This window comes from Candidatus Omnitrophota bacterium, from assembly GCA_040755155.1.
Lineage (GTDB): Bacteria > Hinthialibacterota > Hinthialibacteria > Hinthialibacterales > Hinthialibacteraceae > JBFMBP01.
In genome coordinates, this window is sequence record JBFMBP010000078.1 from 1 (window position 1) to 14,001 (window position 14,001).

A 14,001-nucleotide genomic window follows, 5' to 3' on the forward strand; every position below is an offset into this window, starting at 1 on the left:
GATCCCCGCATCCCATGGCTTTACAACTTCAAACTTGACTTTCGCTTTCGCTAACCGTAGAGTCAAATTTTCTCCCCCTTATAAATCCTTGAAGATTGGGAGAGGTTAGGTGAGGGTTGATATTAGTAGACATATTATTCCCTCACCCTAATCCTCTCCCAGAGGGCGAGGGAATATATAAGCAATAATCCTAACGCATTCTGGTATTATGCCGTTTATTGGCAAGGAATATTTAACGCCTGCATGATTCCCTTCATATAGCCGATCGCCAGGACCTTGCCCAACACGGCATAGCCGGGATTATCGTTGCTTTCTCCAATCAACGTCGGCGCGTGATCGGGACGGATGGGGCCAGTAAATCCGGCGTCGTGATAAATCTGCAACATGCGCGGCATGTTGGTGGGGCCGTTATCGTGGAACGTTTCGCGGAAGCGCTGGCCTTGTCCTTCGATGTCGCGGAAATGAACAAAGAATATTTTCTTCTGTTCGCAGAATTCCTTGGCCGCCTTTTCGATGTCTTCTCCCATGGCTTTGAAATTGGCCTGGCAAAACGCGATGCCGTTCATGGGGCTGGGAACGATGTCGAGAACGCGGCGATAATTTTCCACGCTGGTGAGAATGCGCCCGATGCCCCTTAACGGCGAGATGGGCGGATCATCGGGATGCAGAGCCATCCGAACGCCCGCCTCTTCCGCCACGGGGATAATTCGCTTCAGAAAGTAAGTCAGATTCTCCCAGATCGTTGCTTCAGGAATTGCGCCCCACTTCGTCAATCCCTGCTTCTCGGCGGCTTGAGCCTCGAATTCGGAGGTCAAAGCGCCGCCTCGTTCCGGAACATCGACTCGGGTGCGATACCAGCCCAGCCCAGCCATGAAGTTGTAACAGCACATCGGGATGCCGGTTTTTCCCATCGCCGTAATTGCCGCTTTATAGTTCTCGATATCCTCATCGCGGCCAGGCGATCCCAGCTTGATTCGCTCGGCGTTAACGGGGTGGCTTTCCACTCCGGCGATCGTCATACCCGCCGAGTTAAAATCCTCTTTGACTTTCGCCAAGGCATCGGCGTATTGATCCCGAGGGATTCTTCGCAAAATCCCCTGGACGTTGACGATGGCATGGGAAACCCCGATCTGTAGGGCGAGTTTCCATCGATCTTTATCGCGATGCGGCAACGCCAAAGCCAGTTTGACGCCTTCTTTCGCCGTATTCGGAGAGGTTTCCATTGAGCTGGAGGGAACGATGGAAGACATGCCTATTGCGGCGGCGCCTCCCGCCATCATGGCGATATTGTTTTGAATCCATTTTCTTCGGTGAATCTTTTGCATGATTTATATCCTTTTCTGGACAAATGAATCCTCGATTCGTTTTTTGGAAACTAAATTGGATTGGATTCGAATCCACGATACTATTTAACTGTATGAAGAGAAGAAATACGAATTTATTATTTCGCCCTTTCAGGGCTTAAAAAGCAAGGATTTCTCTTCAATCGGGTACACTGTTACTGGAAAAGAAAGATCGGCCCAAGGAGAGATTCCCGCCGCCGCTAACGTTTGCCCAGCGAATGCAGCGCCGGTTGGATTAAGCAATCATCAGCGGTTGACAGGATCGCCCGCCATAATCCACGCTTTGTTGAAGGCGGCGTGTTTAATGGTTTTGCCGTTTTCGCGGGGATCCGCTTGTCCCGAATTATTGTAGGTATACGACGCATGCAGGAGACCATCGCGCGTTTGAATGATGGATGGATAACTGAAGCTGCCGCCTTGACCGGGTTCTTTGTATTCGAGACGCCGCGTCCATTGGAAGGTTTTCCCTTCATCCTGAGAGATCGAAACGGCCAAGCTATGGCGTCCTTCTTCCGTATCGTTATAAATGACGATCCAATCGCCGTCGTTTAAATTGGCGACTTCCAGTCCCGCGCCCGGATTCGGCAATAAGGGATGGTCGTATACCGTGCTCCAGCTCATGCCGTTGTCCTTCGATTCGGAAACATGCACCCGCATGGGTTCGGGACCGTTATCGCGCATATAGGCGACAAGCGAGCCGTCTTTCTTTTTCGCGAAAGTGGGTTGGATATTGCCCCCGCCCACGATGGGATCGCTGAAGCGCCAGGTTTCGCCCCAATCGTCCGTCATGGCGGCGAGAGAAAAGGAGAAGCCATCGGAATACAATCCCACCAACAAAGTTTTTTCGTTCAGAACGATAGGGTGGCCGCGAGTGAACCATCCAAGACGACGGGTCAGTTTATCCGCCGCTTGACGGTTATTGTGGTCGATCCATTGCCGTATGCGATCATCAGGCGTTATGTTTAGCGATTTAAGATATTCTTCGCTTTTGGTTCTGACCTTCTGTTCGAAATCATCTCCGGGTTTGATATGAAGAACATTCATGGAATCCCATACCGGCGGTCCTTCGGCGCGCATATAGTTGGTGGAGGTTTTGTATTTCATGAGGGCGCTCTCCCAGGTATTGGCCAGGATGGTTGGCCACAACAGCCAAAGCCGCGCTTCCGGATCGATAATCATGCAGCAATTCGTATCGGGAAAGCCGGGAGTATCCGCCATGAGAAAGCGATCCGTCCACTTTCCCATTCGCTTTACCCAACGCGCGCCTTCGATATACGCGTTATCCGACTGACGTTCGCCTCCATGAAACCAACAAACCAAAAGGTCGCCATTAGGACATTCGACGATGCAGGAACCGTGATTGTGTATGTTCTCTCCAGGAAAGACGACCTCGGCTTGATGCCAAGGTTTTTCCTCCGCAAAGGAAATCATGCCATATAAACCGATAAAGCTTATGCTGAGAATCATGTAAGATTGTCGAATCATTTTTCTTCACCCTTCCTACGAACGATCGACGGCTGAATCCTTCCAATGCCAACGCTGTTTTAGCGCCGATCATTGTATGGAAAACCATCTTGTTTCGAGTCTATCATCCTAAAAACAGTGATTAGTGACAAGTGACGAGTGATAAGTAAACGAAATTCAGCGATTTACAAAATACAATCCGTTCACCTTTTGGGTGATAAGGATGTTATTACGCATCATTCTTAGGCGATTCTTCGCTTGAGGGATTTCATGCGGTTGCCCTGAGACCGGCAACGATCGTTTGAGGGCAGCCATAGAGGCCGAACTTGGATATGGGTTCGATTCATCGATTTATAGATCGTCGAATAGATTGGGCTGATCGCACTCTTTCTGCTTTTTTTCTTCCTCTGCGATTTTACGGTTGATCTCCGCCCGCCGTTCCTTTTTTTCTCGTTCTTTTTCTTTTCTCAATCGGCGCCGTTCTTCCATGCAACGATCGATTTCCTCGGCTTCCTTTTCCGTAACGATATTCAAAACGATCTCTTTATCTCCTATCAACTCTTTCGGAACAATCATTCCATTCTCCAAATAGACAAAAGAAAATTGCTTGTTGATGCGCGGATCCGACAAGCCCTCTTCCCCATAAACAAGATCGCAGGCAGCTGCAATTTCAGAGGCCTTGTTTCCTGTTGTGGATTTTTTCGTTCCGAAGAAATCGCAAATCGCATTGGAATTTATATAATTATCGTTATCCTTATCAAACAAGAAATTCAGCCTGGCGATCACAAACACGATAGCCGCCGCCCAGACTTCTTTTTTCCCGCGATTCATCGAGAGCGATTTCTGCTCTTTGATACGGTCGCACAAATTCAGAGAATAACGTAAATAATCTTCATTCAAGTTTTTCGCAAAAAAAGATATTAACAGTTCCTTTATTTCATCGAGACGAATGGTCTTTTCCGTTTTTGTCGATTTGAGTTCCATGGATGCTCCGAATCTAGAAATTGGAATTATACCAGTCTGCATTTAGATTGTTGCTTTTAAGTTCCCTCGCCCTCTGGGAGAGGGTTAGGGTGAGGGAATAGTAAATCTAATAATATCAACCCTCACCTAACCTCTCCCAATCTTGGGAGAGGGATTTTAAAAGCGACAAATTCAATGACGATTGGAATTACCGGAAATTCCTTTCCTGGTGAGCGCGAATTTCCGAGGCGATTAAAGCGCGGACGCAGAAACGCTTCGACCCAATTTAAAAAAATCCCTCTACCGTTTGGAGAAATAAAACATTTCTTCTTTTCTATTGAAGGGATATCACAATGAACTTATGGAGTCAATAGTATAGCGGCGAGGAGGCCGTCCAGCGTATGGGTTTGCGCTTCCACGATGGGCGGAAAGCCGAGTTCGCGCAGCGCCTGGCTCGTTGTGGGACCGATCGACGCGGCGCGCACTCCGTTTTGAGCATTGGGATGATCGCGCAGGACGGCAAAAAAATTCCGCGCCGTGGAAGGACTGGTAAACAGCGTCCAATCCATCGCTCCTTCCGATAATAGCCCAATAACATCCTGCGGGATTTCCTTGACCGGTTCGTTGCGGTAAGCGACGACGGCGTTCACATCGCCTTCATACTCCTGCAATAAATCAGGCATCGTTCGATGGGCGATGTTGGATAACGGTAACAAAAAACGCTGGCTGCGAATGGCGTATTTCTGCCGGAATTCCTCGAAAAAACCTTCCGCCGATGACCGTTCGGCGATGAAATCCAGGCGCCAGCCCAATGCCAGCGCCGCCCGTTGCGTAGCAGGGCCAATCGCCGCCAATTTCGCCGCGCCCACGGCTTCGTTGCGGTTTAATACTTCCACACGACGGGCGAAAAAACGGATGCTGTGGGCGCTAGTGAAGAATATCCAATCGTAACGCTCCAACGAACGGATGGCTTCGTCTAACGGTTCGTAATCTTCCGGCGGCAAAAACTCGATCATGGGACAGGCGATAGGCGTCCATCCCGCCCGGCGAATCTTCTCCGCCGTCTCATCCACGTCTTCGCCGCCGCGAAGAATCAATATTCGTCCTTTGATCTTTTCTTCCATAGATTCGTCAGTAAAAATCCCAACAGTACATGCAGCGGAATGGCGAACTGGCTGAAGAGGTCCCAATCGTTTCCGCCCCAGTCGGGATGCCAAATCGTCGTCCAGCCCAATCCGCAGAGTACGCATACAAACAAGAAGCGCAAATAGAGCGAATTGATCCCCTTTCTTAACAGAAACAGCAGCGGCAACTCGATTGGAATCCCCAAAAACGCCGCCCGCTGGTGAAAGGAAGCCAGCATTTTGAAATGCGCCCCATCGAAAAAGAGAAACCGGTGATGATTGGGCGTCTTATGAAACAACGGCACCAGCCGCTCAAGGCCATTATCCGTTCCTAACATGGGAAAAGCGAGAGTCAGCCCTATTGTCAATCCGATAAACGCCAGCAACGGGATCAATATTTCTAACGGATCGTAATCTCGCTTCCTCCAAAACAAGTAAGCCATTGCCGGGATATAAAAAATCGCCAGCATGTGCGACAAGCACGCCAGCGCGAAGAAAACGCCAACCGGCCAGGCTCGTCCTTCCCCCTCCAGCCAGCGCTGCGCCGCCCAAAAAGCAAGAAGAAGAAAAGCGTTCACCCAAGCGTAATTTTCCACATGGCCGACGAATACAAGAAACGAACCGCAGAAAACATTGACAACCAGAAACAGCCAACTCCTCCGCATCGCCCACAACGCTTGCAACGCGATGGCGCCCGCCAGCGAACTGCTCGCCGCCAAGGCGTTCCAACCGCTGACTCCGAAAGGATGAAGGAAAATATAGAATGCTTTATGAATCCATACCGTCAGAATCGAACGGTAGTACATCGGAAACCCCTTCTCCGTAATCAGGGATTCCATGAACCAACCGTCCGCTCCTACGGGGGGAATCCATTTCAAGGAATAGAGAAGAAGCGTCAGGGAAATGGTAACGAAAAACGCACGCATCGGGACATAAGCGTTTTTTCTAATTTGGATGAAGATGGAAGCCATGTCCATCACGGCGCGGATACTTTCACGCCGCGCAGATAGGCGGCCGCGTCTTCCGGCGGAGTGCATTCCACATGCGTTCCCGTACGGGCGAACCAATCCAAAAAGCCGGGCGGCTGCGGCAGAAATTCGATATGCCAATGATAATCCAGCGATATGGTGCAGACGTATTCCCGCCGGGGAGGAAAAACGGGCATCGTATGCAAAACCATGAGAATGCGCCATCCCGGAACCGCCGCCTCCAACCGGTAAGCCGCATCGCGAATCATTTCCGCCAACGCGGGGAAGCGGTCGGGCGGCTCGGTGCAAAAATCGGCGGAATGACGGCGGGAGAAAAGATGCACTTCAAAAGGATAACGCGAGGCGAAAGGACAATAGGAAACGTAATCCGCCGTCGCTTTGACCAGCCGCTCCTTATCGTTGATCTCCTGCTTGATGGCGTCGCAAAATAAACATCGTTCCTTGTAATTGTAATAATCGCGGGCGGCGACCAACTCGTCTTTCAATCCCAGCGGGATGATGGCGCTGGCGATCAGCTGGGAATGGGGATGCACAGGTTTTCCGCATTCCCATTCGCGGAATATGGAGAAAGAGCGCATCCGCTGGTCTTTGCGCAGATCGGTGATGCGCTCGCGGAACGCTTGCAGCGTCAGCGCGTAATGCTGCGGCTTCATGGTGATAAGTGTATCTTGGGGATTGTCGCTTTCGATGACGATTTCGTGGGCGCCGACGCCCCGCATCATGTCGTACATCCCCACCCCTTCGCGATCCTCCTGCCCCTCCACGCGGTAAAGGGGAAAACGGTTGGCAGCTACCCGCACCATGCGGGGACCAACGCCGGGCAGGTTGGACCCGGCGCTCCAAACCACCACAGCCCCCGCCGTTTGCGGGTCTTTCAGCACGTTGAATCGATCCTGCGGCCAGCTCTCTTTGGAAACGGCGAGCAACTGCTCCCGTTCGGGATCGTGAGTCATCAGCACCCACCCGCCATGATGCGAATCTCTGCGCAATTTGGAAAATCGCTCCCGCATGAAAACATTTACCTCCGTCGCAATAACCTAAATAATTAATATAAAGCGAAGGATGGGCTATACCGTTTAACCCATTGATTATTTCATCCATTGAATACTGGCTGGTCGAAAAACATAATCCATCTAACTTTTATCTTCCGGGTGATTTTTTTTCTTGTTTCGTCTGAAGGTTGACGAGTTTTTCAGGATGTAGAGATTCCCTTTGTTTAACGTCTTCGAAAATTTTCCTAATGTCAAACTGAAATTTTTGGGAGAGTTTTTCCCTGATTCGATGAATCTCTTCAACGATAGGATCGTGAATCACGGTTTTTCCTCCCAAGTGAAGGGTATGATATTTACCCACAAGTCGAAGGTATTCATCAAAGGCAGAAACAACCTTGCCCTTGCCACCCCTCGTGTTTTTGAATCACAAAATCACGAAAGCGCACGAATTCCACGAAATTTCCGAATCACGGAGATCATGGATTCATTTGGTTTCTACGGAAAAAACTTCCTCACGGCGGGATGCCATGCGCCAATTGTTTATTTTCAATTTATGTTTTTTTCGTGTTTTCTCTTTTAGTTTCGTGTTTTCGTGATTCAAAACGATGATTATAATAGTTCCTTTATACATCACATTGTTCATAACGTAAGTAAATTATATTCAAGCAAAACCCAACCGCCGCGCTAGATCCTCGGCGCATATATATAATATTTTCCCACATGCCGCTCCAGCGCGTAATGGCTGCGCAGCGTTTCGATCATCTCCGGCGTAAACCGCTCACCATCCCATCGATCCTGAAGATCGAACCACATGACGGCGCGAACGAATTCTTTATTCCGTATTCTTTTCAATAATAATTCCTGATCCCAATACCCTTGCAAGGAAAGTTGCGTACAGATGAACGGTTCGTAAACGGGAGGATGCCCCGCCATCAGCGCCGCCCCCGCCAGGTCGGACAATACCGGTCCTTCCAATCCCGCGAGTTCCCGCTCCACCATGCGCCCGGCTTGCGCGTCCTGCTGTGTCGGCGTATAGGAAAAATCGTTCTTCGAATGCGGCCAATGCCAAGTCTGTCCCAGTTGAAAAACGCAGGCGCACAAGAAGAAAATTAACGGAGCGCGATGAACATTTTGCGGAGATGGCTCGTCGGCCAAACGCTCGAAGGCGCCGTATACTATCCCCGCGCTGACCGCCGCTGCCGCCGCTAGCGACAACAGATAATTGGGCGCGGAGCCGATTTTTCCGCATAACGCCGCTTCGCCTATCGAGAATAAAACGAACCAAAACAGCAACGGATGCCCGCCGCCTTCCAAATCGTTACTGCAACGGCGCCAAAACAAAATTGCCAGCGGAGCGCAGCCCCATACAGTATAAAACGTTACCCAATGCCAGAGATAATACTTGACGTCGCTCATGCGAAAGGCGTTGGCGTTGTATAAGATCAAATGATAAAACGCGCCGCCCCGCGAGGCGAGGATGAGTAGCGCGAACAACAAGCCGCCCGCGCCCGCCAACGCCGTTAAATAGCGCAACGCATCGCGGCGGTTGGAACAATAAAGGCTCGCTCCTACAGCCAACGGCGCGGCGAAAAGCGTCTGCCGCGTGATTAGCGCCGCCAATAGCCACGGCAAGGCCGCTCTCCACGAACGCGATTTTTCGAAGATCAACAATCCCGCCGCCGCCAAAACGCAGCCAACGGCGTCTACTCGCGCATAGGCGCACCAATCGTAAACGTGATAGAAGGAAAGATAGACCAATCCAGCAAATACGGACGCTTTGGCGTTCCGCGTTTGCTTATAAGTCCATAACGACAAAATCCCCGCCGTCAAAATCGTCGCCGCGAGGGATAGAAAACGCGGCCAATGAAAATTCGTTCCCGTAAAATAGAATCCCGCCGCCATCAGCAGGGGATAGAGCGGGGGATAATTGTCGACGAGATAGGGCGGCTCGGCCAGCGAACGATAGAGAAATTGGCCATGCGCCAGCCGTTCGCCCTGATAGACGAGAAACGCCTCGCTGTTATCGAGATCGTAGGGATAAAGAATGATGCGCGCGCCGTGATAGAGAAACAGGCACGCATACAGCGCGCACCATCCCAAAACCAGCCAAGTCAAAAAAACTTGCGGATTGAGTTCTTGGCGCTTCATATTTTTCGCCGGTTCGCCGCCCGGCGGATCCGCATCATGGCTGCGATCCATCGCATTATAATCCATGGAGTGATCTTCGTGGTTCCGGCGCCTCGTTGTCGATAGAAAATGGGGCGCTCCACGATTCGCGCTCCATTCCGTTTTAGGTAGTAAAGCGTCTCCTCTACGATGGACGGGCCATCGGAAATCATGGCGTCCCACGGCAAGCATTCCAGCGCTTCTCGCCGATAGACGCGGTATCCCGACGTGGGATCGGTATAATTCAAGCCCAGAAATAAAACGCTGAGCCATCGCGCCGTTTTACTGTTGAGCGAGCGCAATAGTCCGAATTGCTCCGCGCTTCCGCCTTGAATATAGCGCGAGCCGATGACGACGTCCGCCTCTTGCGCCGCTTCCAGCAATTGCGGCAGATCGGCGGGATCGTGAGAGAGGTCGGCGTCCATTTCAACCACGAAACGACACCCACTGCGCGACGCTTCGGAGAGTCCGGCGATGCCCGCTTTGCCCCGTCCGCGGGGGCCGTCGCGGTGAATTGTGCGCACCCGCCCTTCGTATTTCCGCGCCAATTCCTCCGCAACCTCGCCCGTACCGTCGGGAGACATATCGTCCACAACCAATATCGACAAATCGTAAGGCAAAGCGAATAGCCGCTCCGCCAAAACCGGAAGGTTCTCCCGTTCATTATAAGTAGGCAAAAAAACCAGAATATCGGATTTCATCGGATTTCCGTCCGCGTCTCCATTAAACAATAATAATGGTCTATATTACCCTGATAATATTATACTGATGAGGCTCATGCAAAAAGAATATTGTCTTACTTTTAATTCTCCCCCCAAGATGGGGGGAGTTAGAGGGGGGGTATTTTTAGTCCAACAAAATCAATCCCCTCCTAACCTCCCCCAAACTTGGGGGAGGAATAGATGAATCTGCAATTGTCTCAATTAACCATCGCAAAGGGATGAACTGAAAATGCGCTATCGAATCGAAATCGGCCTTCTGTCCTGCCTGCTTTGCCTATCCGCCGCCTACTGCTTCAAGAAGACGGATCCAGGCCCCATGATCGCCCGCGTCAAAGGTTTTCCGGTTTATATGAACGAAATGGAATATCTGGGCCGCCTGGCCGTCGTCAAGGCGGGATTGGAATTCGACTCTAAGGAAGGCCAGGAGCATTATAAGAAAGCCGCTCCCAACATTTACCAAAGCATCCTCGACATCTACGTCATGAAATACGCCGCCCAGGAAGCTGGCGTCGAACCTACGGCGGAAGCCGTCGAGGAAGAATTCGATCTCTTTAAGAAAACATTGACCGGCCAAGGTCTCTACGATCAATTTCTCAAGAACTACCAATTGACGGAAGAAAAAGTCAAGGAAACCATTCACGACAATCTAACGCTGAAAATCCTTCAAAGCGAAAAGATGAACAGCGCCGATTACCAGCCCGCACCCGGAATGATTAAAGATTACTATTACCAAAATATCCGCCAATTCCAATATCCCGCCCGCTTGGGCCTCAGCGCCATCTTCATCAAAGCGAACAAGGACGAAGGCGAGGGGCCGCGCGCGATCGCCCGCCAGAAAGCGGAGCAAATCCGGCAGTTGATCGGAGACAATCCCGCCCAGACCTTCGCCGAACTCGCTCATCTCTATTCCGACGATCCCTACACCATCGCCAAGGGCGGCGATTTCGGCTTCGTCCAGCGGGACGATCCCAAGTTCGATCCCCGATTTCTCAAAGCCGCCTTCGACCTGGAAGCCAATAAAGTCAGCCCCGTCGTGGAAACGGACATCGGCTATCACATCGTCTGGTCCGTCAGCCGCGAAGAATCGCTCGAAAGCGCCCAACAGGAAATCCACGATCAGCTCGTTAACGACTACAAGCAGGAATACTTCATGAATTGGATGGAAGAGCAAAGAAAGAAACTGAACGTCGAACGCCTCTTCGATCCGGAGACATTTACGTTTATTGAGGAGAAGAAATAGAAATAAATGATGAGTGATGAATGATGAATGATGAATGATGAGAATAGTAAGATGGGTCGCGTTTTTTGAACCATCGGTTTTTTACAAATAAAAAATGATGGATTAAAAAACACGCCCCATCCTACGATTTTGCAGCGTGGACGGCGAAAAACCTTTCCGGCTATAATGGATGAAGAAGTCGGAATACCCATATCTTTTCAGGCAGGTTCAGGCTATGAATCGGACCGATCGCGAATCTCGACAGGCGCCGCATTGTCCTTGGGGCGTATGTTCCCGCCGCTCGTTTCTTCGTTACGCCGCCGCGGCAGCTTTTCTTGCGAAAACCGCCTCGGCGCAAGACCTTCTTGCCGGAATGCCCGCTCCCAAGAATATTCCCCGCGCTCTTACTACGCTGGCGCTTTGCAAGCGTTATGACTATCCCGCCATCCGCCGCTCGCTGGCGGCCATGTTCGACGAATTGGGCGACGTGCGCCAATTGGTCAAAGGGAAATTCGTTACGGTGAAGATCAACCTCGTCAACGTGGGCGAGGAACATGTGCAGGGCTTGCCCGTTGCTATGACTGTCGTAGTGCATCCGAAGGTCGCCCTCGCCGCCGTCAGCCTCTTCGCCGATTACGGCGCCCGGCAGATTCGCATCGTCGATCAACTGCCCTATCGCGGCGCTGATGCGGAAGCCTTCGCCCGCTATGGTTACGACGCCAAGGAATTCGAGCAGGAGACGGATGGGCGCGTCCGTTTCGTCAACACGCGCAACGCAGGCGAATATAAAAAATACGATCTTGTGAAAGTTCCATACGGCGGCTTTATCGCCAACGCTTGGGAAGTCAACAAAACCTACACGGAAACCGACGCCTTCGTCTCCATCGGAAAATTGAAGAGCCACGTTTCCGGCGGCGTTACGATGGGGATGAAAAACCTGATCGGCGTTCCCCCCAGCAGCCTTTACGGCGACGACCTCAAAAACGAACCCGACGAAAACGCCGTCGGTTACCGCAGCGCCACCATGCACACCTGCGAGAAAAAGCCGTTCACCTCCGTCGAGACGTATACGGGAAAATCCGTCCTCGGCGATCACGGTTTCAACATCCCCCACTTTATCGTCGATCTCGCCGCTGCTCTTCCCATCGATCTCGTTGTCGTGGATGGCATCAGCGCCATCCAGAGCGCCGAGGGCTGGTGGCTGCGCTCCATCGTTTCCGTCGCCCGTCCGGGGTTGTTGCTCGCGGGGCGCAATCCCGTCTGCGCCGACGCCGTAGGCGCCGCCGTTATGGGCTTCAATCCCGAAGCGGATCACCGTACGCCGCCTTTCGTCAATGGGTACAACTACCTGACGCTGGCGCGGCAAGTCGGCCTAGGAGAAAACCGTCTCGCTAACCTGGAGATTGGCGGCGTCGGCTTGGAGAAGGCCAGGTTTCAATATCTCCCCACTTATCAGAGAGCCAGAGCGTGATTGGAATGATGAGTGATGAATGAGGAATGATGAATATAAAAAGGAATGAATTCTCCATTTAATAATGATGGGTCAAAAAACGCGACCCATCCTACTTTTCTTCCCACTATCGTCGCGGTCATTGCCTTGGTAAGGGGACTTATCATTCATCATTCATCATTCATCATTCATCATTCATTCCTCCTCTACGCCGTTTGCCATGAATAAAGCCGCTCGACGGGTTTAGGAAGTCTGGGCATGACGTAAGGGCCTTCGGGAATAACCAGAATCTTCGCGCCGGCGCCGTGGCGCGCAAGCGCACGCTGGATGCCATCCTCTACCGATGGGATTGGAGTCACCAGAAAATCGCGCAAGTCCTCATCGCTGATCCCTTCCGTATAATAAAGCAACTCGCAGCGATGTAGGCCGTTGACCAATTCCTGGATCATCCATTGATCCTTGGCGACATAATCCGGCCCTACGGTAAGACGATAAAAATCCATGGGGTCTTTCAAGCGCCGCAGGAGATCGACGAAATCCTTGCTGCCCGCTCCTTCTTCGTTGCGGGCGGCGAGGATGACGGTTCCGCCTTCCTTGACCGCTTCCAGCGCGGCGACCAGGCCTTTGATGGATTGATAGAGCGTTTTGTCCAAGGGATAACCGCCGCTGGTGGTGACGACGATATCCGCCGGTTCGGCGATCGGAACGATGGCGCTTTTTTCCGCCCTTGCGCAGGCTTGCTCGTGAGCCGCTTCCAAATCGCCCGCAAAGACGCCGGTGATGCGCCGCTTTTCGTCCAGCGTGACGTTGACGATGAAATCGACGCCCACTTTTCTGGCCGTTTCCACGGCGGCTTCGTGGAATGGATTTCCTTCCAAGCGTCCATTGCAGACGGCGTCGAGCTGAATCATGCGGCAGCCGTGCATGCGCTTCATGGTTTCCAGCGAAGCAATGCCCGGCAGAACGGCTTTGCGTCCGCCGGAAAAACCCGCCATGAGGTGCAGTTCCACCAGGCCGGTCAGGATTTTCAAATCCGCCTTCAGATAATGTTTATTGATATAAACGGGAATCTTGCCGCCGATCTCGCCAATGAATTCCGCAGCGGCGGGATCTTCCGAATAATGGTTCTCCACACGGAAATTCTCGGCGATCTCCTTCCCCACTAACTCCACTAATTCGTCGCCTAGATTGGGACGATGAATGCCGGTGGCGATCAAAACGGTTATAGCCTCGCGGGGAAGGCCCGCCGTTTCGATGGTTCTGAGAATGGGCGGAAGCAAAAGCCGGTTGGGAACCGGACGGGTTATATCGGAAATGACGATGACGGCGGACTTTCGGCCTTGGGCGATACTCGCTAAGGGCGGCGATGCGATCGGGGCCAGCAAAGCCTGGCTGACGGCGCTTTCCGGATCGGGCAACGGATCGGCTGGATTCATATGAATAACGCCCATCACGTTGCCATCGGGAACGCGAACGGAAAGACCTTCTTTTCCATAAGCCAAAGCAATATCCATCGAAATCCTCCGAAGAACCAATTTTGAGAATATAAATTTTTCGCCGTCCTTGGCG

General features: G+C 51.8%; 11 protein-coding genes. 2 read left to right on the top strand and 9 right to left on the bottom strand.

The features are described 5' to 3' along the window. Nucleotides 1-215: 215 nt before the first annotated feature. The 8 genes from AB1656_10200 to AB1656_10235 all read right to left on the bottom strand — a co-directional run bounded on the left by AB1656_10200 (nt 216) and on the right by AB1656_10235 (nt 9,742). Nucleotides 216-1,325 carry a mannonate dehydratase gene (locus tag AB1656_10200; GenBank protein MEW6235745.1) on the bottom strand — a complete coding sequence of 370 codons (1,110 nt, stop codon included), beginning with the start codon at nt 1,323-1,325 and terminating at the stop codon, nt 216-218. A gap of 264 nt (nt 1,326-1,589) precedes the next feature. Beyond that, nucleotides 1,590-2,828 (bottom strand): sialidase family protein, encoded by a 1,239-nt coding sequence (locus AB1656_10205; GenBank protein ID MEW6235746.1) that lies wholly within the window; start codon nt 2,826-2,828, stop codon nt 1,590-1,592. A 330-nt stretch (nt 2,829-3,158) separates the two neighbouring features. After that, nucleotides 3,159-3,791 (bottom strand): DUF6398 domain-containing protein, encoded by a 633-nt coding sequence (locus AB1656_10210; protein ID MEW6235747.1) that lies wholly within the window; start codon nt 3,789-3,791, stop codon nt 3,159-3,161. 338 nt (nt 3,792-4,129) lie between these two features. Further along, nucleotides 4,130-4,894: a uroporphyrinogen-III synthase gene (locus tag AB1656_10215; protein MEW6235748.1), complete on the bottom strand. Its 765-nt coding sequence runs from the start codon at nt 4,892-4,894 to the stop codon at nt 4,130-4,132. Next, nucleotides 4,864-5,931 carry a hypothetical protein gene (locus tag AB1656_10220; GenBank protein MEW6235749.1) on the bottom strand — a complete coding sequence of 356 codons (1,068 nt, stop codon included), beginning with the start codon at nt 5,929-5,931 and terminating at the stop codon, nt 4,864-4,866. Before AB1656_10220 ends, AB1656_10215 begins: the two co-directional genes overlap by 31 nt. After that, nucleotides 5,871-6,893: a hypothetical protein gene (locus tag AB1656_10225; protein ID MEW6235750.1), complete on the bottom strand. Its 1,023-nt coding sequence runs from the start codon at nt 6,891-6,893 to the stop codon at nt 5,871-5,873. Before AB1656_10225 ends, AB1656_10220 begins: the two co-directional genes overlap by 61 nt. Before the next feature lie 666 nt (nt 6,894-7,559). Continuing rightward, the gene (locus tag AB1656_10230) at nt 7,560-9,089 is read right to left on the bottom strand and encodes a hypothetical protein (GenBank protein ID MEW6235751.1); all 1,530 of its coding nucleotides are present in this window, start codon (nt 9,087-9,089) and stop codon (nt 7,560-7,562) included. After that, nucleotides 9,020-9,742 carry a polyprenol monophosphomannose synthase gene (locus AB1656_10235; protein ID MEW6235752.1) on the bottom strand — a complete coding sequence of 241 codons (723 nt, stop codon included), beginning with the start codon at nt 9,740-9,742 and terminating at the stop codon, nt 9,020-9,022. The genes AB1656_10230 and AB1656_10235 overlap by 70 nt, the downstream gene beginning before the upstream one ends. A gap of 250 nt (nt 9,743-9,992) precedes the next feature. Here AB1656_10235 and AB1656_10240 point away from each other — a divergent pair, with 250 nt between their 5' ends. Both AB1656_10240 and AB1656_10245 read left to right on the top strand, forming a co-directional pair. Then, nucleotides 9,993-11,003, top strand: coding sequence for a peptidylprolyl isomerase (locus AB1656_10240; GenBank protein MEW6235753.1), 1,011 nt, complete (start codon nt 9,993-9,995; stop codon nt 11,001-11,003). A 214-nt stretch (nt 11,004-11,217) separates the two neighbouring features. Further along, nucleotides 11,218-12,453, top strand: coding sequence for a DUF362 domain-containing protein (locus AB1656_10245; protein ID MEW6235754.1), 1,236 nt, complete (start codon nt 11,218-11,220; stop codon nt 12,451-12,453). A 185-nt stretch (nt 12,454-12,638) separates the two neighbouring features. Here the strand turns inward: AB1656_10245 and larA are convergent, their stop codons facing one another. After that, nucleotides 12,639-13,946, bottom strand: coding sequence for a nickel-dependent lactate racemase (gene larA / locus AB1656_10250; GenBank protein ID MEW6235755.1), 1,308 nt, complete (start codon nt 13,944-13,946; stop codon nt 12,639-12,641). Nucleotides 13,947-14,001 lie beyond the last annotated feature (55 nt).

What these genes read in the sequence shown, in the direction of transcription:
- AB1656_10200 (MEW6235745.1), bottom strand. Translation starts at nt 1,325, where the DNA reads ATGCAAAAGATTCACCGAAGAAAATGGATTCAAAACAATATCGCCATG.
- AB1656_10205 (MEW6235746.1), bottom strand. Translation starts at nt 2,828, where the DNA reads ATGATTCGACAATCTTACATGATTCTCAGCATAAGCTTTATCGGTTTA.
- AB1656_10210 (MEW6235747.1), bottom strand. Translation starts at nt 3,791, where the DNA reads ATGGAACTCAAATCGACAAAAACGGAAAAGACCATTCGTCTCGATGAA.
- AB1656_10215 (MEW6235748.1), bottom strand. Translation starts at nt 4,894, where the DNA reads ATGGAAGAAAAGATCAAAGGACGAATATTGATTCTTCGCGGCGGCGAA.
- AB1656_10220 (MEW6235749.1), bottom strand. Translation starts at nt 5,931, where the DNA reads ATGCACTCCGCCGGAAGACGCGGCCGCCTATCTGCGCGGCGTGAAAGT.
- AB1656_10225 (MEW6235750.1), bottom strand. Translation starts at nt 6,893, where the DNA reads ATGCGGGAGCGATTTTCCAAATTGCGCAGAGATTCGCATCATGGCGGG.
- AB1656_10230 (MEW6235751.1), bottom strand. Translation starts at nt 9,089, where the DNA reads ATGGATTATAATGCGATGGATCGCAGCCATGATGCGGATCCGCCGGGC.
- AB1656_10235 (MEW6235752.1), bottom strand. Translation starts at nt 9,742, where the DNA reads ATGAAATCCGATATTCTGGTTTTTTTGCCTACTTATAATGAACGGGAG.
- AB1656_10240 (MEW6235753.1), top strand. Translation starts at nt 9,993, where the DNA reads ATGCGCTATCGAATCGAAATCGGCCTTCTGTCCTGCCTGCTTTGCCTA.
- AB1656_10245 (MEW6235754.1), top strand. Translation starts at nt 11,218, where the DNA reads ATGAATCGGACCGATCGCGAATCTCGACAGGCGCCGCATTGTCCTTGG.
- larA (MEW6235755.1), bottom strand. Translation starts at nt 13,946, where the DNA reads ATGGATATTGCTTTGGCTTATGGAAAAGAAGGTCTTTCCGTTCGCGTT.